Source organism: Rheinheimera maricola, from assembly GCF_016918075.2.
Lineage (GTDB): Bacteria > Pseudomonadota > Gammaproteobacteria > Enterobacterales > Alteromonadaceae > Alishewanella > Alishewanella maricola_A.
The window spans coordinates 177,850-199,121 of the sequence record NZ_JAERPS020000003.1 but is presented as its reverse complement, the minus strand read 5'-3'; the positions used below and the strand labels follow the sequence as shown (position 1 = coordinate 199,121).

General features: G+C 50.8%; 21 protein-coding genes. 8 read left to right on the top strand and 13 right to left on the bottom strand.

The features are described from left to right. Positions 1 to 13 precede the first annotated feature (13 nt). The 3 genes from I4W93_RS09590 to I4W93_RS09580 form a co-directional block, all read right to left on the bottom strand. Positions 14 to 391 carry a putative zinc-binding protein gene (locus I4W93_RS09590; RefSeq protein WP_205311145.1) on the bottom strand — a complete coding sequence of 126 codons (378 nt, stop codon included), beginning with the start codon at positions 389 to 391 and terminating at the stop codon, positions 14 to 16. A 261-nt stretch (positions 392 to 652) separates the two neighbouring features. Then, positions 653 to 1,855, bottom strand: coding sequence for an NnrS family protein (locus tag I4W93_RS09585; protein WP_205311146.1), 1,203 nt, complete (start codon positions 1,853 to 1,855; stop codon positions 653 to 655). Next, positions 1,846 to 3,174 carry an MFS transporter gene (locus I4W93_RS09580; protein ID WP_205311147.1) on the bottom strand — a complete coding sequence of 443 codons (1,329 nt, stop codon included), beginning with the start codon at positions 3,172 to 3,174 and terminating at the stop codon, positions 1,846 to 1,848. Before I4W93_RS09580 ends, I4W93_RS09585 begins: the two co-directional genes overlap by 10 nt. Positions 3,175 to 3,477: 303 nt before the next feature. On the opposite strand from I4W93_RS09580, the gene I4W93_RS09575 reads away from it, so the two are divergent. The 4 genes from I4W93_RS09575 (at position 3,478) to I4W93_RS09560 (ending at position 7,766) form a co-directional block, all read left to right on the top strand. Further along, entirely contained in the window at positions 3,478 to 4,974 is a 1,497-nt protein-coding gene (locus I4W93_RS09575; protein ID WP_205311148.1) for a NarK family nitrate/nitrite MFS transporter, read from the top strand. Positions 4,975 to 4,988: 14 nt separating this feature from the next. After that, positions 4,989 to 6,728, top strand: coding sequence for a bifunctional protein-serine/threonine kinase/phosphatase (locus I4W93_RS09570; RefSeq protein ID WP_205311149.1), 1,740 nt, complete (start codon positions 4,989 to 4,991; stop codon positions 6,726 to 6,728). Positions 6,729 to 6,808: 80 nt separating this feature from the next. Then, a complete protein-coding gene (locus I4W93_RS09565; RefSeq protein ID WP_205311150.1) occupies positions 6,809 to 7,198 on the top strand; it encodes a TA system antitoxin ParD family protein in 390 nt (129 codons plus the stop codon). After that, positions 7,188 to 7,766, top strand: a complete 579-nt coding sequence (locus I4W93_RS09560) for an ATPase (protein WP_205311151.1) — start codon at positions 7,188 to 7,190, stop codon at positions 7,764 to 7,766. The genes I4W93_RS09565 and I4W93_RS09560 overlap by 11 nt, the downstream gene beginning before the upstream one ends. Before the next feature lie 6 nt (positions 7,767 to 7,772). On the opposite strand, the gene mog is transcribed toward I4W93_RS09560, so the two are convergent. The 3 genes from mog to ubiU form a co-directional block, all read right to left on the bottom strand. Beyond that, on the bottom strand, positions 7,773 to 8,309 hold the full coding sequence (mog, locus tag I4W93_RS09555) for a molybdopterin adenylyltransferase (RefSeq protein WP_438646775.1): 537 nt from the start codon (positions 8,307 to 8,309) through the stop codon (positions 7,773 to 7,775). A 153-nt stretch (positions 8,310 to 8,462) separates the two neighbouring features. Then, complete coding sequence (locus I4W93_RS09550) at positions 8,463 to 9,335, bottom strand: U32 family peptidase (protein WP_205311153.1); 873 nt, start codon at positions 9,333 to 9,335, stop codon at positions 8,463 to 8,465. 4 nt (positions 9,336 to 9,339) lie between these two features. After that, positions 9,340 to 10,332 (bottom strand): ubiquinone anaerobic biosynthesis protein UbiU, encoded by a 993-nt coding sequence (gene ubiU / locus I4W93_RS09545; protein ID WP_205311154.1) that lies wholly within the window; start codon positions 10,330 to 10,332, stop codon positions 9,340 to 9,342. Between the two features lie 110 nt (positions 10,333 to 10,442). Here ubiU and ubiT point away from each other — a divergent pair, with 110 nt between their 5' ends. Together ubiT and hemN are read left to right on the top strand one after the other, a co-directional pair. After that, complete coding sequence (ubiT, locus tag I4W93_RS09540; RefSeq protein WP_205311155.1) at positions 10,443 to 10,955, top strand: ubiquinone anaerobic biosynthesis accessory factor UbiT; 513 nt, start codon at positions 10,443 to 10,445, stop codon at positions 10,953 to 10,955. A gap of 85 nt (positions 10,956 to 11,040) precedes the next feature. Continuing rightward, entirely contained in the window at positions 11,041 to 12,402 is a 1,362-nt protein-coding gene (hemN, locus tag I4W93_RS09535; protein ID WP_205311156.1) for an oxygen-independent coproporphyrinogen III oxidase, read from the top strand. A gap of 133 nt (positions 12,403 to 12,535) precedes the next feature. Here hemN and I4W93_RS09530 read toward each other — a convergent pair whose 3' ends face one another. Next, positions 12,536 to 12,853 carry a CcdB family protein gene (locus I4W93_RS09530; protein ID WP_205311157.1) on the bottom strand — a complete coding sequence of 106 codons (318 nt, stop codon included), beginning with the start codon at positions 12,851 to 12,853 and terminating at the stop codon, positions 12,536 to 12,538. Further along, entirely contained in the window at positions 12,853 to 13,098 is a 246-nt protein-coding gene (locus I4W93_RS09525) for a type II toxin-antitoxin system CcdA family antitoxin (RefSeq protein ID WP_205311158.1), read from the bottom strand. The genes I4W93_RS09530 and I4W93_RS09525 overlap by 1 nt, the downstream gene beginning before the upstream one ends. A gap of 219 nt (positions 13,099 to 13,317) precedes the next feature. On the opposite strand from I4W93_RS09525, the gene I4W93_RS09520 reads away from it, so the two are divergent. Then, on the top strand, positions 13,318 to 14,013 hold the full coding sequence (locus I4W93_RS09520; RefSeq protein WP_205311159.1) for a hypothetical protein: 696 nt from the start codon (positions 13,318 to 13,320) through the stop codon (positions 14,011 to 14,013). A 76-nt stretch (positions 14,014 to 14,089) separates the two neighbouring features. On the opposite strand, the gene I4W93_RS09515 is transcribed toward I4W93_RS09520, so the two are convergent. From I4W93_RS09515 to I4W93_RS09505, 3 genes are all read right to left on the bottom strand, one after another. Then, positions 14,090 to 14,494 (bottom strand): ribonucleotide reductase subunit alpha, encoded by a 405-nt coding sequence (locus I4W93_RS09515; protein ID WP_205311160.1) that lies wholly within the window; start codon positions 14,492 to 14,494, stop codon positions 14,090 to 14,092. Positions 14,495 to 14,592: 98 nt separating this feature from the next. Continuing rightward, entirely contained in the window at positions 14,593 to 15,822 is a 1,230-nt protein-coding gene (locus tag I4W93_RS09510) for an HPP family protein (RefSeq protein ID WP_224673363.1), read from the bottom strand. 100 nt (positions 15,823 to 15,922) lie between these two features. Further along, positions 15,923 to 18,190, bottom strand: coding sequence for a nitric-oxide reductase large subunit (locus I4W93_RS09505; RefSeq protein WP_205311162.1), 2,268 nt, complete (start codon positions 18,188 to 18,190; stop codon positions 15,923 to 15,925). Between the two features lie 318 nt (positions 18,191 to 18,508). Here I4W93_RS09505 and I4W93_RS09500 point away from each other — a divergent pair, with 318 nt between their 5' ends. Next, on the top strand, positions 18,509 to 18,889 hold the full coding sequence (locus I4W93_RS09500) for a SirB2 family protein (RefSeq protein ID WP_205311163.1): 381 nt from the start codon (positions 18,509 to 18,511) through the stop codon (positions 18,887 to 18,889). A gap of 65 nt (positions 18,890 to 18,954) precedes the next feature. Here the strand turns inward: I4W93_RS09500 and nrdD are convergent, their stop codons facing one another. Beyond that, positions 18,955 to 20,790, bottom strand: a complete 1,836-nt coding sequence (gene nrdD, locus I4W93_RS09495; RefSeq protein ID WP_369408125.1) for an anaerobic ribonucleoside-triphosphate reductase — start codon at positions 20,788 to 20,790, stop codon at positions 18,955 to 18,957. Continuing rightward, positions 20,771 to 21,223, bottom strand: a complete 453-nt coding sequence (gene nrdG, locus I4W93_RS09490) for an anaerobic ribonucleoside-triphosphate reductase activating protein (protein WP_205311165.1) — start codon at positions 21,221 to 21,223, stop codon at positions 20,771 to 20,773. Before nrdG ends, nrdD begins: the two co-directional genes overlap by 20 nt. Positions 21,224 to 21,272 lie beyond the last annotated feature (49 nt).

Here is a 21,272-nt window from a genome sequence, read left to right as displayed (position 1 = left end):
AGTTGGCGGCCACTTATCCTGCAGTTGGCAGCAGGATATCGCTATGCACCATTTGCAGCAGTTTATAAGCATCGTCTAAACCACAGTTTTCGTGGTCGCGCTTTTTATAGCCTAGTGTGGTTAGCTCTATGTGCCAGGTGGGCACTACGTCTACTGTAGCCAGAGTTTGTTTAACGCAATTAAGCGGGCAGCCATCTACCGCCAGTATAGGCCGGCCGGACAGTGCCACTTTTACCAGTTGCTTTACTTTACCGCCGACGCCGGCAATACACGACATTTGCGCCGAGCCTTCGCGGTCGAGCACTACGGCCAAATCGTTGGCCAACTGGGCAACATTCGAGCAGCCAGAGCAGGCATAAACCAGCGGTTTGTTATCGTAGTGGTTTGGCATGGTGTGGGCTCCGTTAACAGCAGATCATTGCTCTAGTGTAAAAGCCATAGCAGCGGGCGGTTTGATATAAATCAAACTCACCGCAGCCTTACCCCTTCAGAGGTAACAGCGGGAATTGCAACCGGTTGGTTCGGCTCGGTGTTTAGGTTACAACGCCTTCAGAGCTTGTCACAGCAACTCCTTCGCTGCTGGCGCGCTCAGTCAGACACTCTGTGACAACTCTTCAGGGTTCTAACCTTTACAGTAGCACTCAGCGCTTGTTCAACCCGGCCGGCCATCTGGCCTGGGTGTGGTTAGCACCGGGAAATACACCAACACATACAGCGCATACGCCAGCACCCAGCCGCCGACACCCAGCCACAACCACTGCATGGTTTGCGCTGGCCATAGCCAAATTAATACTGTGCGGCTGATGGCGGCGGCCAGCACCAGCAAAAATGCCAGCGACATAATGGCATGCGGTTTTAGCTGCCGGCCACTGTGGCCCAGCGACACCCGGGCCATCATGCTTAAGATCATGCTGCCCATAGCGCCGGCAGTTAACGCATGCAGCGCTATGCTGTTGCTGATATTTAGCCCGGCATAGCGGGCGCTGTATAGCGCCAGACCAAGCGGGATGCACCAGTAGGCAAAATGCAATGACCACAGTAGCGGCACCTTTGGCGTAAGCCAGATTTTCCAGCGTAGGCAGCGCAGGCCGGTTAGCAGCGCACTTAAGCCAAATAAACCGCTTAGCGCTAGCGGTGGCAGGTACTTAGCCAGGGCAAAAAAGTGCAGCACGAAAATCAACCACAGTGAGCCCAGCGCGGCGCGATCCAGCCAGACAATGGCTTCAGCCTTTTTCGTTTGCGTACCGTTGGCCGTAAACATCGGCAGCACCCGGCCACCGACAATTGCCATTAACAAGGTGATTAACCACACGGCATTTTGGCTACCAAGCTGGGTTAAGTCGTAACGCTGGGTGGCGACACCGATATACATCAGCGCGTTGCAAGCGGTTAGCAGCAGCAACACCGGAATAAAAAACAGGTTGCGCTGTTGGCCGGTTTTAATCAGCGGTACCCCAAGCAGATAAGCGCAGATGGGCAGAAAGCTTAAATCGACTGCAGCCACCAGGTACAGCGATAACCCGTCACCGAACAATAACAGCAAGCGACCGGCTAACCATAGCAGGCTGATAAACAGCAAGCTTTTGCCATGCGGCGCGCGCAGCCCAGTCCAGTTTTGCACTGCAGTGAGTAAAAAGCCAATCACAATAGCGCTAACAAAACCAAACAGCATTTCATGGCTGTGCCAAAACAGCACATTAGCAAACGGCTTTAGCTGAATATGGCCGGCCAGGGTAAGGCCCCATAGCAGCATAGCTATGGCACTAAAGCCGGCGCCGAATAAAAACATCGGTCGAAACGCCTGGCGCAATAGCGGCAACAGCTTTTGTTCAGTTGCCAAATCAGTTATTTGCATGGTTTATCCTCAGCTTCAACAGCCATATCGTCATCAAGTAGAAAGTTATCTGCGCGCGCGGCCGCCAGTTTTTGTTGGTATTGCGCCGCCTGATTGGCAAAAAACATGGTGATCATACATAGCGCCAGTACGCCGTATAAAATCATAAAGCAGCCGGTGACTATACCCAGCACATCCTGTGCCACGCCAAATAAAATCGGCAAGGTGCAGCCGCCAAAGGCGCCAATGGCGGCAACAAAGCCACCGGCACTGCCCATATGCTGTGGGTAATAATCGTGAATAACCTTATAAACGCTGGCACGGCCAAAACCCTGCGCTACGCCGATAATAAAAATCAGTAAGGTAAACCACCACACATTAACACCAATTACCAGCTGTACGTCTTTTTCCAGCCCATGAATAATCAGCGTGGTAGGCGGGTAGCTTAAAAAAAACAGGCAAACAATACAGACCCAGAATACGCTCCAGTTCACGGAGCGGCCACCGTAGCGATCGGCAAACCAGCCGCCCAGCGCCCGCACCATGCTGGAGGTGGTAACAAAAAACAGCGTAAACGCCATCGCCTGCTGGGCATCCATGGCATAGGCCTGCATATAGTATTGCGGCAGCCACAATAGCAGCGCTAAAAAGCTGCCAAACACAAAGTAGTAGTACAGCGAAAACCGCCAGATGCGGGCATCACTGCACAGTTGGCGCAGGCTAAGCGCGCTCTGCGTTTGCACTAGCTGCAGCGGCTCTTTCGGTGCCAGTAAGACAAACAGCAGGGTGATGACCAGCATACCGCCGGCATATAAAGGCCCAACCCATTGCCAGCCAGCATAGTTAATAGCCAGCGGTACCAGCACAAAAGTAATGGCCACACCGGCATTGCCGACACCAAATAAGCCCAAAGCTCGGCCCTGGCGGCTGGAGCCAAACCACTGACTGACGTAACGCACGCCCAATGTAAAAGACACACCGCTAATGCCAAACCACAGCCCAAGCCATAAATAGCCGCTATAGCTCTGTACCGTTGGCAGCAGCAATAGCGCCGGGATCACTGCCAGCATCTGATATAACCATAGTGTCCGGCTACTGACACGGTCGGCCAATATACCCAGAGGTAAGCGCAAAATAGCCCCGCTTAAAATCGGTGCCGCCAGCAAAATGCCGTACTCGGTGGCGCTAAGTTCAAGCTGTTGCTGCAGCGCTATGCCCATCGCAGCGTACAGCGTCCACACTGAAAAACAGGCGGCAAAGGCCAGCGTCGCTAGTAAAAGGGCGCGGTTGGCATCGGGTAAGGTTGCCTGAGTCAGTGTGGTTGGGGCCGGGTGCGCCATAGCAAAAGCTCCGCCATGCAAGTAGTAGCCTGTAGTGTAACGCCAAAGCACTGCGCTGCCGCAGCGAAGAGGGTGTACCTCTGACGCGCTATGTTGGCGCTAGGTATAACGCTGGGCTAGCCAAAGTAGGTAGCAGTAGTTGGCAGGCCCGCTGTTAGCGGCGCTTACGCCACTACCTATAAGGTGGTATCTACTTGTTTTAACTGTAAAAACTGGCTTGGTAACTTTGTTTTATATCAATGATTTTGCCCTTAATGCTCTCTACACTTGCCGCAGTTTAGTATCAATCCTGTGGAGGATGTTATGGCTGGCCCTGCTTTAGCACAACAAAGCGGCAGTGGGTTAAACCTGCTTAATTTTGCCGAACAAAAAATAAAAATGCTGCACCTGACCTGGTTTGCCTTCTTTTTAACCTTTGTGATCTGGTTTGCCCATGCGCCGCTGCTTATTCATATTAAAGAAGCGCTGGCACTGACGGATGCACAGGTTAAAGCACTGCTGATTTTAAACGTCGCCATTACCATACCGGCGCGCATTGTCGTTGGTATGCTGGTTGACCGCTATGGCCCGCGCATTATGTATTCGTTACTGCTGTTTATCTCAGCGCTGTTGTGTATTGGTTTTGCCTTTGCTGACAGCTACGCTTCGTTGGCGCTGTTTCGCTTTTTACTGGGTTTTGTTGGTGCCGGTTTTGTCGTTGGTATCCGGCTGGTCGGCGAGTGGTTTCCGCACCATCAGGTAGGTACCGCCGAAGGCATTTATGGTGGCTGGGGTAATTTTGGTTCGGCTGCGGCAGCAATGACTTTGCCACTATTGGCACTGGCCTACGGTGGCGAGGACGGCTGGCGTTATGCCATCGGCACGGTTGGCGTAATTGCCGCCGTATATTCGCTGGTATTTTACAAATTTGCCCGCAATACGCCCAAAGGGTCGGTGTATTTTAAACCGAAAAAAACCGGCGCTATGGTGGTCACCAGCTGGGGGGCGCTGTGGGGCCTTATGCTGATGAATATTCCGATGCATCTGGCGCTGGGCATGCTGGCCTGGCGCTTATCACCGGCCGGCGTCAACCTGTTTACAACCGATATGATGTATGCACTGTGGGGCGTGTTATTGCTGCTGTTTATCGTGCAAACCCAGCAAACCTGGCGCATTAACGCTGAACATTTACGGGCTGGTGTGCCCGAGGTGGATAAATACAGCTTTAAGCAGGTGGGTATCTTAAATATTGCTTACTTTGCTACCTTTGGCTCAGAGCTGGCGGTGGTATCGATGTTGCCGCTGTATTTCCTGGAGACTTTCGATGGCTTAAGCGCAGTAAAAGCTGGTTTGTTGGCGTCGGGGTTTGCTTTTATGAACCTGGTGTCACGGCCGATGGGCGGCTGGTTTTCAGATAAATTTGGTCGGCGCAAAAGCATGCTAATTTTAATTGGTGGTTTAGCGGCCGGTTATTTCTTAATGGGCTTGATGGACAGCCATTGGTGGATCCCGCTGGCGGTGCTGGCAACCATGGCCTGTAGTTTCTTTGTGCAGGCCGGAGAGGGCGCGGTGTTTGCTATTGTGCCGCTGATTAAACGCAGTATGACCGGGCAAATTGCTGGCATGGCAGGGGCTTACGGTAATGTCGGTGCTGTGGTCTACTTAACTGTACTTAGCTATGTTAGCTACAGTCTGTTTTTCTATGTGATTGCCGCTTCGGCGCTGGTAGGGTTGGTGGCGGTGATGTTTTTGGATGACCCCAAAGGCCACATCATTGAAGTGGGCGAGGATGGCACCGTACACCGTATCAACGTCGGTTAAACAAGGATAAGCAGGTGAAGAGCGCATCTAAGCTGCAACTACGCTACAGCAGTGTCTGTGAGGCCGGCATCAAGCCAGCCAACGAAGATGCAGTGGCGCAGCATATACCGACTGATGCGCACCTGTTAACTTACAAAGGTGCCTGCTTTGCCCTGGCTGATGGCGTAAGTACTGCCGAAGCCGGCCAGCAGGCCAGTAAACGGGCGGTGAGCCGGTTTTGCCGCGAATACAGTCAGACGCCGGATAGCTGGTCAGTGGCTTATAGTGCCCAGCAGCTGCTAGCCACCATTAACAACGAGCTGTACGAGCTTAGCCATCAGTTTGTGCACGAACAAAAAGGTTATCTTACTACCTTTACTGCGCTGGTGCTTAAATCGCAAACCGCGCACTTTTTTCATATCGGCGACAGCCGGTTATATCATTGGCGCGACGGGCTGCTGGCGCAACTAAGCCAGGATCACACTACGGTGTTATCCGAACAGCGCCAGTTTCTTGGCCGCGCGCTGGGTATGGATGTACACTTCGAGCTGCAGCAGGGCAGTATCAGTATCAAAACCGGTGACCGCTTTTTGCTTTGCTCTGATGGCTTGTCTGACTTTATCAGTCCGGAGGCGCTGCAGCAGGCGGTGTCAGCCGCCTCAGACCTTGAACAAACTGCGCAGCAGCTAAAGCAGCAAGCGTTAGCTCAGGGTTGCGATGATAATATCAGCTTGATTTTACTAGAAATAACCGCACTGCCTGAACAAAGCCTGGATGATTTAAACCAGCACTTAACCGCTCTGCCATTTCCGCCGGCATTAAGCCCCGGCATGAAACTGGATGGCTACAAGGTGTTACAAGAGCTGTTTGCCAGCAGCCGCAGCCATCTGTATCTGGTAGAGGACGAAGCCAGCGCCGCTACCCTTGTGCTGAAATGCCCGTCGCTGAATTACGATGATGATGCGCTTTATATCGACCGTTTTATCCGCGAGGAGTGGATAGGCCTGCGCATTGAATCAGACTACGTAGTTAAGGTGGTGCGACAAAGCCGGCCGCGCACCTTTTTGTATTATTTAATGGAATACCTGCCGGGCCAGAGTTTAGAGCAGTGGTTTGAGCGCCAGCCCAAGCCGTTAAAACCGGCACTGGCGATTAAACTGGTAAAACAGATAGCTGAAGGCTTAAAAGCCTTTCACCGTATGGGTGCTATTCATCAGGATTTAAAACCGGGCAATATTATTTATCTGGATGACGGCAGCTTAAAAATTGTCGATTTTGGCTCGGTGTATGTTGCTGGTTTAGCTGAAATTTACAGCCCGCTGCAGCATGATGCTGCGCTTGGCACTGCGGCCTATTCTGATCCGCATTATTTGCTGGGGCATAATTCCGGCGTACAGGGCGATATTTATGCGCTGGCGACCATCGCCTACGAGCTGTTTAGTGGTGGCCATTTGCCTTACGGCAATGCAGTAGAGGAGTGTCGCACCGCAGCCGATTACGACAAGCTGCGTTATCTTAGTGCCAGCCAGTTTAATCCGGTTGTTCCAACTTGGTTTGACCGCGCACTGCAACAGGGCGTTAGCCTGGATTTATCGCAGCGCTATCAGAGCATAAATCAGCTGCTAACCGACTTACAGCAGCCGAATCCGGCGTTTTTACACGAAGAAGTTAAACAACAGCACAAAACCAACCCGCTGCTGTTCTGGCAGCTATTATCTGGCTTTTGGTTTATTACCTTATTGCTGGTGGTATGGCTGTTTTTGCTTAGGCGCTGATCATCTTGGCAATAGTGTATTGCTTTACTATACTCTAGCTGTTTTATTTAATGGTGTCAGTTTGACACTAGGAGTATACGATGGCCGTTACTATAAAAGTAGCCGACGAGAAAATTGTGCAGCAAGTGCGTAAAGAAAGTGAGCTTATGAGCCGCTCTATCGGCGATCAGGCTGCGCACTGGATGCGGCTTGGCCGGCTTGTTGAGCAGTCACCGTTATTTGATATGGCCAAAATTAAAGCTATTCTGCAAGGTCAGGAGAGCCCGGATCAACTGGCGTCGAATGAAGAAGCCGCGGTTTATCTGGGCATGTTTGAAGCCGGCATGCTGGAAGAAAATACCGCTTACACTAACGAACAGCAGGCTTATTATCTTAAGCGGCAACAGCAAGGCTTGGGAGCCGGGCTGGATGACGTAGGCAAAGTGGTTACTCAAGCCGAGATAAATGCCAGGGCTGCAGATGAGCAATAAGCCGGTGCTGTACGTGCTTGCCGGCCCCAATGGTGCGGGTAAGTCAACTTTCTATGAGCAGGTGCTAAAGCCCAAAGTAAAGGCACCTTTTATTAACGCCGATATTATTCAGAAAACTGAACTGAGCGATCAATCTATGACCGGAGCTTATGCGGCGGCTGCGTTGGCGGCAAAGCGGCGCGATGAGTATTTGGTACAGAAAAACAGCTTTGTTACCGAATCCACTTTTTCTCATCCTTCCAAGCTGGAATTACTGCTACAGGCCAGAGCTGCAGGTTTCATCATTATGGTGTTTCATGTCGGTGTAGCTGATGCAGAGCTGTCGGTACGCCGCGTAGCATTAAGAGTGACAGAAGGCGGCCACGATGTACCAGAAGACAAAATACGTCAGCGCTTTGCGCGCAATAAAGCACTGATCCGTCAGGCTGTGCTGCAAGCTGATTTAGGTCTGGTATACGATAACAGTCAGCTGAACCGTAAACCGGAACTACTGTTTAGCTTTCAACGTGGTCAGTTAAGCCAGCGTGTGGCTTTCACAGCCTGGGCTTTTGAATTATACGGCGTGTAGAGCAGCTTACTTTGGCCGAAACGCTTTAATTACCGCCTCATTGCACTGCAAATAGGGCCCGTGCATTAAATCAATGCAATAAGGCACCGCCGGAAATACCGCATCTAAACACTGGCGAATGGCTTTGGGTTTACCCGGCAGGTTAATAATTAAGCTGCTGCCACGTAGGCCGGCGTTTTGCCGCGATAGGATGGCTGTAGGCACATACTTTAACGATTCAGCACGCATCAGCTCACCAAAACCTGGCATCATTCTGTCACACACCGCTTCTGTCGCCTCAGGCGTCACGTCGCGTTTTGCCGGGCCGGTGCCGCCGGTGGTAACAATTAAGCAGCAGCCCTGGTCGTCGGCCAGTTCACGTAATGTTTGCTCAATTAACGGCTGCTCATCCGGGATCAGCCGGTATTCGGCTTGCCAGTCACTGGTTAAGTAGTCTTTTAGCGTATCGATGATCGCTTTACCGGATAAGTCTTCGTAAATGCCGGCACTGGCGCGGTCGCTTACGGTAACTATGCCGATTTTGGCGTTATGTTGGTTCATCATTGTTCCTGTATGGTATTGTTTCGCAACAGCAGGGCGTAATTATACGCCCCTACGTTGGTAATAAGCCGAACCCAGATGTAGGGGCGCATAGTTGCGCCCGAACTAAATTCATTGTTGCATCCGGGAGCGCAATAATGCGCCCCTACGGTGATATCAACCCGTTGCCATACCAGCCAGGTTCAGCCAGTAGCCATTACTGTCGGTTGCTGGCAGTGGCTGCGGCGCTGTGCCGTTAATATTGGCTTTAAATTTCGTCAGCCAGTAAAACGTATCTTGTTGCTGTGGGCTCAAACGTACTATATCTACATAACCCTGCATAGTGCTTAGCTGGTTAACCAGGTTATAGCGCTGGCCAGACTGGGTTTGTATACCGTTTAACACAAACACTGAACTGCCGTCCTGGCTTTTCACCTCGCGCCCCTGTGGGTAATTAATGCAGCACAGCTCACATTGATCTTTACTGCGGTTTTCCGAACGGGCAGTAAAGCAGCGGCCGCTCCAGGCCAGCGGCAAATGGCCAAAGCTGAACACTTCAGTACTAAAGCAGTCGCGGATATCGGCAATAATACTCTGGTTTAATACTTCGCTAAGCCACTGGCCGGATATCTCTACCGGCATGACCCAGCGGGTTAAGCCCATGCTAATTAAACGGCGCAGCGTATGCTGGTTGTAACAGTTAATCGCTGCACCGGCGACAAATGGCAGGCCCTGTTGCTGCAGCATGCTAATGGCGCCAACGTCATTGGCTTCTACCAAAAACTCGCCGTTATCGACATATTTGCGCAGTTCGCGCAGCTCGCCGGGCGCTTCATACAAGGTCATCGACGATAAACACACTTGTTTACCCGCCTCACGCAGCATATGGGCAATGGCAATATAGTCGTCAAATTTAAGCTCACGTCTTTTGCTGCACACAGTCTCGCCCAGATAGACAATATCAATGTCACTGGCGGCGGCCTCGCGGTAAAACTGCAGCATCTGTGCTTTGGGCCAAAAGTACAGTACCGGCCCCAGCGAAAATTTCATCAGCTTATTTCCATTTACGATGATAGGCGCCCAGCGTGGTCTGGCTGCCTTCAGATAGTCCTGCCAGCACCTGCTGCCACTGTGGCTGTACGTTAAAACGCTCTGGCGTGGCCATAACCGCATCTATGGCGGCACGCCAGACTTTGGTTATTTGTGCCACATAGGCCGGGCTGCGTTGGCGGCCTTCTATTTTTAACGATTTAATGCCCTCGGCGTACAGCTGTGGCAGCAAATCCAGCGTATTTAAACTGGTGGGCTCTTCCAGGGCATGGTAGGTGTCGCTGCCTACCTTAAAGCGGCCTTTGCAGAGGGTGGGGTAGCCGGCGGTTTCGTTGGGCGCAAAACGGTCGATTAAAATGCCGTTTAAACGCGACTCCAATGTGCCGTTGTTATCCTGCCAGTTAACAAAAGTAGCCGGCGAACAGGCACCCGCGGTATTGGGCGACTGCCCGGTCATATAAGAGCTTAAATAACAGCGGCCTTCGGCCATAATACACAGGCTGCCAAAGGCGAATACTTCCAGGTCTATATCGCAACTGTGAGCTAGCGCCCGCACTTGCTGCATCGATAATACCCGCGGCAGTACCACGCGGCTGATATTAAACTGGCGGTAAAAATCAATCGCCGCTGCATTAGTGGCAGACGCCTGCACCGATAAATGCCGCTCCAGTTTCGGGTAGCGCGCCGCAGCATAAGCCAGCACCGCAATATCGGCCAAAATAAGCACATCGGCACCGGCATCGGCGGCCATATCCACCGCCTGTTGCCAGCGCTGGTAGCTGTTTGGTTGGGCAAAGGTATTAATGGCCACATGCAGCTTTTTACCGTGCTGGTGCACATAACTGGCCGCTTCCTTCAGCTTAGCCTGGTCAAAATTCAAGCCAGCAAAATGGCGGGCGTTGGTATCATCTTTTAAACCGATATAAACGGCATCGGCGCCATGTTCAATAGCGGTTTTTAGTGCCGGCATACTGCCAGCCGGGCAGAGCAGCTCCATAATGGTCTTCCGCGTTAGCTTAGCGTTTATCACTACCACCGACAGGGAATAGCCGGTGGCGGCGTACTGTGGTTTTATTATAGGGTGATAACTAACAGCAAGGCTTGTATATGTTTGATATTAATAGAGTTAACTCTAAATTGGTAGCGTCACTACCTACAATGCTACGTGGCTTTACCCGCTGTGCGCCTAAAGCGGCCCAGGCTGGCGTGTTACAGTTGGCGCTAAACCAGTTCTTCCGCCCTGAACTTAAAAGCGGCGAGCTGAATTTTTTAAGTGCTAAGACGCTGGTGGTGCAGGTTAGCGATATAACACTGCAGTTTGCTATCAGCTTAAACGGCAACAGGCTGCAGGTACAGCTTGATAGCGCACCGCAGGATTTACTGCTAAAGGCAGAGCTGGCTGATTTTATCGCCATGATCAGCAATACAGCCGATCCGGATACATTGTTTTTTCGCCGCCGGCTGCAAATGCTGGGTGATACCGAGCTTGGCTTGTACTGCAAAAACCTGCTCGACAGCATAGGGCCAGAGCGTTTGCCGCTACTGTGTCATCGCGCTCTAAACTGGCTGGCACAGCAACAGCAGTTGGCTAGCAACAACGCTGCTGTAGTGGCCAATTAAGTTTGACCTGCGGCAGATCAAAGTATGCGCCCCGGAGGTTATTATAATGGCAAGCTGTCGGCCCAAACCCGTAAACGAGGTTAAAATGCAAACCATACAGTGGGATCAGAAGTTAATCAGTAAGTATAATATTAACGGTCCGCGTTATACCTCGTACCCTACGGCATTGGCGCTTGACAGCAACTTTGATCGCGGCCAAATTCAAACGGCCATAGCGCAAAGCCCGAACGAACTCAGCTTGTACCTGCATATCCCATTTTGCCACAAGCTTTGTTACTACTGCGGCTGCAATAAGGTGATCACCCGCCATCAGCATAAAGCCGATACTTATCTTGACGCTTTAGCGCAGGAAATGGCGCTGTATCAACCGCTGCTTAACGGCAAAAGCATCAACCAGCTGCATTTAGGTGGCGGTACCCCCACTTTTTTAACCGAAGTGCAGCTAAGCCGCTTAATGGCGTTGTTGCAGCAAAATTTTGCTATTAATACGGATGCAGAAATTAGCATTGAAATAGATCCGCGCAGCTGCAGCGACGATAAGCTGCGGCACTTACGTACGCTGGGCTTTAATCGTGTCAGCTTTGGCGTGCAGGATTTAGATGAAAAGGTGCAAATTGCCATTAACCGCGTGCAGGACACCGACCTTATCCGCCATCAGGTGCAGTTAAGCCGTGAACTCGGCTTTAGCTCGATTAATCTTGACCTTATCTACGGTCTGCCATTTCAGCAGCCGGCCAGTTTTACCGAGACAGTTGATGAAATTATCCGCTTAAACCCCGATCGCATCTCACTATTTAGCTATGCCCATATTCCTGAGCGCTTTGCCGCTCAGCGTAAAATCAGTGATGCCAGCCTGCCGGATGCGCCGTTAAAGCTGGAGTTAATGCAACTGGCCATTAACCGATTTGTTGCCGCTGGCTATCAGTTTATCGGCATGGACCACTTTGCCAGACCCGATGACGCCTTAGCCAAGGCGCAACAAGCTGGTAAGCTGCAGCGTAATTTTCAGGGTTATACTACCGCAGGGCAAGATGCGTTAATTGGCCTTGGCGTATCCAGTATCAGCCAGGTAAGCGGGGTGTTATGGCAAAACAGTAAAGAGCTGCCGGAATATTATGCCGCTATCAACAGCGGCCGGCTGCCGGTAGAGCGCGGCTTTAGTTTAAATAGCGATGATAAACTGCGTGCCGCACTGATTAGCCAGTTAATCTGTCACTTCGAGCTGGATGTTGAAGCTTTTAGTCAGCGCTGGCGTATTAACGGCCTCTGGCAATACTTCGCCGAGGCGCTAGAGCGCTTGCAGCCCTTTATGGAAGACGGTTTAGTTGAGGTATACGCTGGGCGGATTAAAGTCACCAACGCCGGCAGGCTATGGGTGCGCAGTATCTGCGCCTGCTTTGATGCCTATTTAACCCAGAGCCAGCAACGCTATTCGAAAGTGGTATAAACCTATATAGGCGCAACTATTTATACCGAGAAAGCGCCCCGATTTATAGCGGGCATTGATAAAGAAATAGGGCGCAACTATGCGCCCCAACACTGGTTTAGCTGTTAATTACCCAAACACCATTCTTGTTTTGTTAAATGCCGGTAACCAGAAAATCTATAGCCGCGACGATGTCATCCCGACTGGCAACGACTGACGTTTCCTGTTGTTGCAAAAAACTGATGGGGACGCTGGTCAGCTGATAGGTAAGCACTGCAAACTTTTTGTTGATAATTTCAATGACAGGGCAAAGGTGTTTGGGGTAGGTATTGTCGGCCCCCTGAATGGGCGTCAGTGGAATTACGACTCTGCTATTCAGGGTATCGAGGAGGCTGTTTTGAATATCGATAAAATAGGGGTAAATTTTATAGGTATCTTGATCAGTATTTACATAAACGTCGAACTGCGCCATCAGAATACCCGATGCTTGTCAGCAAAAAGACCGTTTTGTTCAGCAAGTTCATTACAGGCGGCAATGGCTTCGCGGTTATCTTGCAGCCATTGATTGCGCTTTTCCTGACGGATTTTTTCAGTTAGCGCCCCCTCAAGCGTGGCAGACAGGTTTATATTCAGGCTGCGGGCCTCTGCTAATAAATCTCTGTTGATACTAAGGTTTGTCGCTTTTTTAGCGACCGCGTTGCTGCTTAAAGGTGGCATCACATTTACTCCTAGCATCGCCTATGCGCACTGTTTATACGCATTATGCTAGTGGGTGGCATTTAACAAGTCAAGCAACCAAATGTTGCCCCCTATGCTCGCGCTGTTAAATACGCTTACAATTTTCTCCTTTCTGAACCGGAAACTTTGCGCCATGCTGTTGATTATGTACTCAGCGTTAATGCATGGACAACGCAATAGCCGGTAAGGGGAAACAGCATGGCACTTGATATCACAGGCGTAAAATTGGCAGACAGGCCTATTGCTCAGGTCAGGGAAGAGGTGATTGACCAGCTTATTATGAACTACAGCCACGGTGTCATTTCTGAGCAGGCCTTTGAGCGCCGGCTGGATATTGCTACTAACTCGGATGATCATCAGCTGCTGGCCGAGCAAGTGGCCGATTTAACCCTGCTGCCAGATGCAAAGTACCGTGCTATGTGGGCACAGAGCTTTAACAGTGCGGCAAAGCCGCAAGCTAAAGCTGAGCGCACTGCTACATCCGATACTGCGGACGGTGATCGACTGGTGTCGGTACTGAGCAGTGATGAGCGCAGCGGTCCGTGGCGCGTACCAGCGCAGCTGACGATTATTAATGCGCTGTCATCGATAGAGCTGGATTTTTCCGACGCCGTATTTGATCAGCCGCAGGTAACACTGTACACCCGTAATTGGCTTGGCAGCATCGACATTAAGGTGCCCGAGCATGTAGCTGTGCTTAGCGATATTAATAATATCGTCTCGTCCAGCAGTAACAGTGTAAGCACTGACAAGGCCGGGACACACAAAACCCACTTTATCCGTATTGAGGGCTATTCGGTATTGGGCTCGGTTAGCATCAGTGTAAAACGCAGCCTGACTGAGCGTTTTACCGACTTTGCTAACTCGGTTCGAACGGCGCTGGGGCTGAAATAACGTCTTGGCGAGGGCACAGACAATGGTTGTTGTAGGGGCGCATCATTGCGCTCTGCATCGGCTGTAATTGATGTGGTTAATACAACGCCACTAATTCACCTGCTTTATCAAAGGTTAGAAAATCGGCAATCATGCCGCCCTGAATTTTTTCCATCATCATTTTCAGTGGCTGGCTAGCCTCATCGCTGTTTGGCGGGAAACCACCACGGCCGCCCAGTGCTGAAACAAAGGCGATATCCCAGTCGACGCCAGTGGTTTTTGATTCATTCACTAAGCTGGCAAAATCGCTGACGTCATCCGGTAATTTATCAACACACAACACCGGTGCTAACGCGCCGCCGTGGCCTTGCTCAAAGTTGTTTTTCTGCGTGTCGGTGTAGCCATTAGGCAGCTCGGCTTTGGCAAACACAAACAGCAAACGCTGCGGCTCGTCCTGCATGGCGGCAGCCTGGATTAAGTCAGAGTAAGATTCAATATTCATAGCATAAGCTCAGTAACCATTTTGACTAGTGTAACAAAGCCGGGTCGGCCTGAGCCTTGGTATTAAGTGGTAACGGCTTACCCCTGATGGGGTAGGGTTCAGGTCGGTTTAGTGCTAGCCAAGTTGTCGTTAACCGAGTTGTTGCAAACCAGGTTGTTGCTAAAGAGCGCGGCAATAAGATCCGACTGGGTAATAATGCCGACCAGCTGCTGCTGGTCGTTTAACACAGGTATATGGTGCAAGCCCTGATCGGATAACATCGGCACCAACGCGGCGATATGGTCGTTCTCGTGCGCAACGGTTAGCTTTGTCACCATAATCTCGGCTACTTTACGTTTGTATTGTCTATTGTGGCGGTTTTTTAGCAGCAGTTGATTAACATGGCGCAGTAAGCCCCAGTAGTGTGGTACTTGTAAGTTTTTCAGAAAGTCGACCGTTGATACCACGCCTAGCAGTTGCTGCTGGGTGTCTGTTACTGGCAACATACTAATTTTGTGTTTGCGTAGCAGTTGCCAGGCCGATGCCACTGCGCTGTTCGGCCCAACAGTAACCAGATCACGCGACATAATGTCGCTACAGCGAATTTCACCGCTTTTGCGCTGATAGGCATTTAACTGCGCCTGATAGTACAAACGTTCTAAATCCTGCTCGCTAATATCGACCACGGTATCAAAGCTGTTGAGTGCGCTGAGTAAATCTTCTGGCTGCAGGCCCAGCCGTTTCAGCGGTGAGGCGTCTCTATGCAAATGCACTGGATCAAATTTTTGCGCTGTGGGCTGCAGCCCGCGTTTTAGCCAAAATTTTTGCAGCACAATAGCTACCAGCAGCATGACGAATACATTCAGCGCCACCGGGTACAGCAAAAAGTCATAACCCAGTACGCTGTCAGTTGAGGCAATCACTGGTACCAGCGCAGTGGCGCCGCCAGGCGGGTGCATACACTCAAACAGGTACATAACAAACAGCACACAGCCTATGGTTACCGCTGCCATCAGGGCTAAGTCGGTAAACAAGTGCGAGCAGATAAGGCCGACCGCAGCAGAGATAATATGGCCGGCGGCAAATGACCAGGGCCGGGCCAGTGGGCTGTTGGGTAAACCAAATAACAATACTGACGAAGCGCCCATTGAAGCAAGCAGCACAATAGTGCTGGTAGCATCAGCTAGCTGCAGGCTGGTGTAGGTAACCATAAATAACGCGATAAAGGCGGCCAGTGCTACCTTTAACCGTTCGGATAATGGTATGGCGGACAAACGCTGGCTGTCACGTTTAATCAGGCCCAATTGTGCCAGTGCGGCACTAAGCAGGTTTTTCGCTTGGCGTTGCAAGGTTAAATCCGATATTTGCACCAAAGGAGGGCAATTATAAGGAGTTAGTAGAAAAAAAGACACCGCAGACGTGCTACGGTGTCTTTAATTAACAGAAATATCAGCTTAGCTGTTGCAATGGCTGCCGGGCAGCTTTACCGTTAAACACGCCTTTTACCACCTGCCAACTTACTGCTAAGGCGCCGATGATAAAGATCACATCGCCAACTGTGCGTACCCAGCGTAGCGTATGCAAAATATCGCTTTGCATAAAAGCTTCACTGCGGGCATACCATAGGCCTTCGGTAGCGCTGGCGTAAAACTGGATAAAACCAATAGGCAATAAGCTGGTAAATAGCATTAACACCAGGCCGCCGTTCATCCACCAAAACGCGGTTTTCATCAATTTTTCATCAAACACCAGCTGTGGTCGGATATAACGCAGAATAAGCAAGCAAAAGCCCAGCGCCAGGAAGCCATAGACACCAAATAGTGCAGCATGGGCATGGGTTGGCGTGGTGTTTAAGCCTTGCAGGTAATACAGCGCAATAGGTGGGTTAATCATAAAGCCAAACACACCGGCACCAAGCATATTCCAAAATGCTACCGCGACAAAAAACATCAGTGGCCATTTAATATCGCCCATCCAGGGGGCTTTGTTTTTTAAGCGCCAGTTTTCCCAGGCTTCGTAGCCCAGTACCACCAGCGGCACCACTTCCAATGCACTGAAGGTGGCGCCTACCGCCATCACCGGTGTAGTAGTGCCAGCGAAATACAGATGGTGGAAGGTGCCGGGTATACCACCAAGCATAAATAACGATGCCGAGGCTAAACTAGCACTGGTGGCCACACTGCGTGATACCAGCCCCATGCTGTGGAAGATAAACGCCAGCGATACCGTGGCGAACACTTCAAAGAAGCCCTCTACCCACAGGTGTACTACCCACCAGCGCCAGTACTCCATTACCGATAAATGCGTACGTTCACCATAAAACAAGCCGGCGCCGTAGAATAAGCCAACACAAATTACCGAGGCAGCAAACAGCGCCAGCAGGTTTTTATCACCCGGCGCTTTAAATGCCGGCACTATGGCCCGCAGCATTAACAGCAGCCAGAACAACACACCAACGTATTTAATAATTTGCCAGAAGCGGCCAATATCGATGTACTCGTAGCCCTGATGGCCAAACCAGAAGCTGTACTGCTCGGGCATAATTTGCATAATGGCAAAGTAGTTACCGGCAAAGGAGCCAGCCACCAGCACCACTAACGCCCAAAACAGGATATCTACGCCCAGTTTCTGGAACTTAGGATCTTTACCGCCGTTAATGATCGGCGCTAAGAATAACCCTGCCGCTAAAAAGCCGGTGGCGATCCAGAACATCGCTGCCTGAATATGCCAGGTACGCGCCAGGCTGTATGGCAACCATTCAGTGGTATTTAAGCCATAAAAACCATCACCTTCTACCGTGTAGTGCGCGGTAAAGCCACCCAGCATTACCTGCAGGGTAAACAAGGCCACTACCACCAGAATATATTTACCTAATGACTTTTGTGACGGCGTAAGTTTAAGCCGGGCAATAGGGTCTTGTTTAGGAACTTCAGGCTCTTCTTCGTCGTGTTTACGCAAAAATGCCCAGCCCCAGATCAGGCCACCGACACCGGCGATCAGTAAAATAATGCTGACCAAAGACCAGATCAGATTCTCCGCCGTTGGCCGGTTATCAATTAATGGCTCATGCGGCCAGTTATTGGTGTAAGTGGCGCTATCCGGTGTGCGCTCTGTGCTGGCGGCCCAGGCGGTCCAGAAGAAAAACTGCGTCATTTCCTGGCGGCGTTTCAGCGAGGGCAAGGTATTGTTTTTCATCGCATAGTTGGCGCGGGTTTGGCTAAGCGTGGCATCATCGCCAAATAACGCTATATAGTGCTCAGCTGTTTGCGCTATTGCCTGCGCCCGTCTGTCGCTCAGCAGCAAGGTATCAGTGGCTTTGTCGTAGCTGTTAGTGCGATAAGCTTGCTTGAGCGCAAACTGCAACGCATTTTGTTGCTTGGCATTTAGCTCAGTGTAGCTTTGGCCAAATTCATCTTGCGCTGCCAGTTCCAGCCAGGCCATTAACTCGCGGTGCAGCCAGTCGGCCGTCCAGTCCGGTGCCTGATAAGCACCGTGGCCCCAAATAGATCCCAGCTGCATACCCCCGACAGATTGCCAGGCAGTCTGGCCGTTTAAAATAGTCTCGTTGTTCATCAGCACTTGTCCTTGCTGATCAACCACCTTAGCTGGTACTGGCGGCGCTGAGCGGTACACCTCAGCGCCAAAATAGCCCAGCACCGAGAAGGTAATGGCTAAAATGGTGATTAGCAGCCACCAGAGTTTACGATATCCGGCCATACAGCCCCCTTACATTATTGATGTTGCGCCCAAGTGTCATACTTCACTCCTGTTTTTTTATCGCACGGGCCTCGCCCGCCTGCAGCGCTATTACAAGAAGCAAGCCATATTTTAAGTTTTTGTTTGTAAAGGATTTATATGTAGCTTCACTAAAGGTTTGGTGCTTTTGACCTGAGAAGGTTCGGGTATTTTTTACCCATGGGGTAGAAAGTACCTGCCAGAATGTTGGTATTGGTGCTTTCTACCTCTTTAGCGATATAGGCACAGTGGCCAAGTTGCTTTAAGGTGGCGCGCATACACACGCTAGAGGTGAGGCCAATGGAATATTATTTACCCGTGAAACAATTACATATGTTTTGCGCTTATTTAAGTGCGACCTTATTTTTGCTGCGTTTGTTGTTGGATCTGGCCAGAAAGCCGGGCTGGCGACAAAGCCCGGTACGGCATTTACCACATATCAATGATACTTTGCTGCTCACGCTGGCCTTTACGCTGCTGGCTATCGGTCCGTGGCAGCCCTTTGTGCACCAATGGCTGGGGTTTAAAATTTTACTGCTGCTGGGTTATATCGCCTTTGGTATTGGCGCATTAAAGCAGCACTTAAGTGTGCCCGTGCGCTCGGCCTGCGCCGTATTGGCGCTGGCACATTTGGGTGGAATTTTATATCTGGCACGGTTTAAACCATTGTTGTTTGTTTGATGCCTGCATCGGTTTTGTAGGGGCGCCCATTACCATAGTTTCAGGCGCCCCAGCTCTGATCCGCTTTAGGCGCTGCGCTGTTGCTGCGAGTTTAGCTCTCTTTGATAATGCCGCAAACTATGCTCCTGGCGGCGGCCGCTGCTAAAGGCCGATACCCGTTTTAAGTAACCAATTACCCGGGTGCCGTAGTCTATATCCAGGCTACCGCAGTCGGGGCAGGCGCACAGCGTGCGTTTGTCGATTGCCTCGCAGTTGTTGCAGATGGTAATTTTCACGTTGACGCAAAAGTAATTGCAGCCGGTTTGGGCGGCGATATTCAGCAGGTTAAGGTAACCAGGCTGGTCGAGCTTTTCCGCCAGATTTAAATGCAGCGCCGAGCCGCCGTCGAGATAATCCAGCAGTTCACGGCCATGCAGTTGAAACTTATCCAGCGTATTGCTCTGCTCATCCTCAACCACATAAAAATACGAGTTGTAGCAGTCGCGCGGCACTAAGTAACCGTCGTCGCGGTCCCACTTAGCATTTTTTACGCCCAGGTTCTCCGCCGGCACAAACTCGGTGTTAAACATGTAGCCGTATTCGGCTTTGGCGGCTTTATTGGCGTCAAAAATCACTTTTAGCTGTTGCTGCACAAAGCTGATATAAGCCGGGTTATTACCGGCGGTTAAGCCCTGTGATTCGGCGGCTTCAACCATGCCGTTAATGCCAATGGTTAAAAATTGCTTATCCAGACTGATAAAGCCAGCGTCGTATACGGTGAGCAAACCGGCGGCTTGGTACTGCTCCATTAATTTACGGTAGGCGACCTGATATTTATGAATATTGCGCACCTCTGTAGCAAGATCGCGGCCATCCTGCATCAGGCGGTTCATATTAATGGTTATTACGTTAATAGAGCCGGTGGCCACGCCGCCAGCACCGAGTGAGTAAGAAAAAGTATTGTCGCTGATTTCACTGCGTAGCCGGCAGCAGCTGGCTAACGAGTCGGCATTTTCCGACTGGTAAATAAAGAATGAATTACCCGCGGCCATCTCGCTGGCGATGTCGTTGGCAAAGGCGGCATCTTTGCATTTACCGTTGTCGGTTAGCATCGCTACTGTCACCACAGGAAAGGTTAATACGGTTTTCTGCCGCTCTTTATTGAACCAGCTTAAGAAAAACTGCTGCAAGGCTGATACTGATTGCCACTGTGGTTTAACAAAATCCGGAAACACGAAGTTGCCAAACATGCTGTCGAAGTAATGTTGGTCGTACACCGAGATGTTCCAGAATACGCTTTGGTAACCGCGCGCTGCGGCTGGTTGGTTTAGCGCATACACCACATGCTGCAAGTGGTTAGCAATTTGCTTAGGGTGCGTTTGCAGATAATTATCGCCGTAGTCTTTACGGGCAAAGTAATCAAAGTAGGTTAAAAATTCTACCGTGGCCACGGCGCCGGCAAACTGGCTGGACACTGCAAACACAAAATTGACAAAGCAGCCGCAAAACGACTCTAAATGTTTTGGTGCTTGCGACTCGCCACCCAGTTTGGTTAAGCCATCGCGTAAAAACGGATACATGGTCACCGACACGCAATAGGGCTTTAAGCTGGTTTCATCGTGTACATAAATTTCGTGTTGTGTAATTTGTCGCAGGTATTCCGCGGCTAGCTCAGCGCCAAACAACTCGCTGATTTTATTGCTGATTAAAGCGCGGTTTACCTGAATAAACTGATCTTTCATCAGCTCGGCTTCCAACGTGGCAATGTTTTTTTGCGTTACGTTGGCGTTGGCATCGAGCTTTGAGCCATCGGCGGCGTTATTGGCATGCAGGTAGTTGTCGATAAAGCTGAGTTTTTGTTGTAGTTGCGAGAAGTTGAGCGCTTGCATGGCATATCCCTTGTTATGATGTGATAAATAAATGATTCAGGCGTTGGCCTGTGCGTAAATCGGTAAATATCTGGTTGGTGTGCAGGCTGTTAAGGCCGCCGCGCTCAGCGCGCCAAGGGCCAGTTTTCAGGTAAGTTAGCCGCTGTTTCAGTGATGAGCTAACATCGTCCAGCCCGGTATATAAACAAGTATTCAGCTTAGCGCTGCAGCTTAGTTCAAGCAGCGCTATTAGAGCATCAGGCTGCCATTCACCGCCTAAAAACAATACGCAGCTGATCAGGCCCTTGTAGCTGTCTAAACGCTGCTGCAGGTAAAGCGGTGTTAATGCTGTGCCCTGATCGCTGCGCCAGCTATAGCTGCTATGGCAGCCTTTACAGCCCACTGGGCAGCCGGCAATAGTAAACGCCAGTGACACCTCGCCCGGCACTTCCTGAAACACTATTTGCTCATCGGTAAATCTCAGCATGAAACCCGCTATATGGTGCTAATTTGCCATTATGGCACTATATGTTGTG

What these genes read in the sequence shown, in the direction of transcription:
- I4W93_RS09590 (WP_205311145.1), bottom strand. Translation starts at nt 391, where the DNA reads ATGCCAAACCACTACGATAACAAACCGCTGGTTTATGCCTGCTCTGGC.
- I4W93_RS09585 (WP_205311146.1), bottom strand. Translation starts at nt 1,855, where the DNA reads ATGCAAATAACTGATTTGGCAACTGAACAAAAGCTGTTGCCGCTATTG.
- I4W93_RS09580 (WP_205311147.1), bottom strand. Translation starts at nt 3,174, where the DNA reads ATGGCGCACCCGGCCCCAACCACACTGACTCAGGCAACCTTACCCGAT.
- I4W93_RS09575 (WP_205311148.1), top strand. Translation starts at nt 3,478, where the DNA reads ATGGCTGGCCCTGCTTTAGCACAACAAAGCGGCAGTGGGTTAAACCTG.
- I4W93_RS09565 (WP_205311150.1), top strand. Translation starts at nt 6,809, where the DNA reads ATGGCCGTTACTATAAAAGTAGCCGACGAGAAAATTGTGCAGCAAGTG.
- I4W93_RS09560 (WP_205311151.1), top strand. Translation starts at nt 7,188, where the DNA reads ATGAGCAATAAGCCGGTGCTGTACGTGCTTGCCGGCCCCAATGGTGCG.
- mog (WP_438646775.1), bottom strand. Translation starts at nt 8,309, where the DNA reads ATGATGAACCAACATAACGCCAAAATCGGCATAGTTACCGTAAGCGAC.
- I4W93_RS09550 (WP_205311153.1), bottom strand. Translation starts at nt 9,335, where the DNA reads ATGAAATTTTCGCTGGGGCCGGTACTGTACTTTTGGCCCAAAGCACAG.
- ubiU (WP_205311154.1), bottom strand. Translation starts at nt 10,332, where the DNA reads ATGGAGCTGCTCTGCCCGGCTGGCAGTATGCCGGCACTAAAAACCGCT.
- ubiT (WP_205311155.1), top strand. Translation starts at nt 10,443, where the DNA reads ATGTTTGATATTAATAGAGTTAACTCTAAATTGGTAGCGTCACTACCT.
- hemN (WP_205311156.1), top strand. Translation starts at nt 11,041, where the DNA reads ATGCAAACCATACAGTGGGATCAGAAGTTAATCAGTAAGTATAATATT.
- I4W93_RS09530 (WP_205311157.1), bottom strand. Translation starts at nt 12,853, where the DNA reads ATGGCGCAGTTCGACGTTTATGTAAATACTGATCAAGATACCTATAAA.
- I4W93_RS09525 (WP_205311158.1), bottom strand. Translation starts at nt 13,098, where the DNA reads ATGCCACCTTTAAGCAGCAACGCGGTCGCTAAAAAAGCGACAAACCTT.
- I4W93_RS09520 (WP_205311159.1), top strand. Translation starts at nt 13,318, where the DNA reads ATGGCACTTGATATCACAGGCGTAAAATTGGCAGACAGGCCTATTGCT.
- I4W93_RS09515 (WP_205311160.1), bottom strand. Translation starts at nt 14,494, where the DNA reads ATGAATATTGAATCTTACTCTGACTTAATCCAGGCTGCCGCCATGCAG.
- I4W93_RS09505 (WP_205311162.1), bottom strand. Translation starts at nt 18,190, where the DNA reads ATGGCCGGATATCGTAAACTCTGGTGGCTGCTAATCACCATTTTAGCC.
- I4W93_RS09500 (WP_205311163.1), top strand. Translation starts at nt 18,509, where the DNA reads ATGGAATATTATTTACCCGTGAAACAATTACATATGTTTTGCGCTTAT.
- nrdG (WP_205311165.1), bottom strand. Translation starts at nt 21,223, where the DNA reads ATGCTGAGATTTACCGATGAGCAAATAGTGTTTCAGGAAGTGCCGGGC.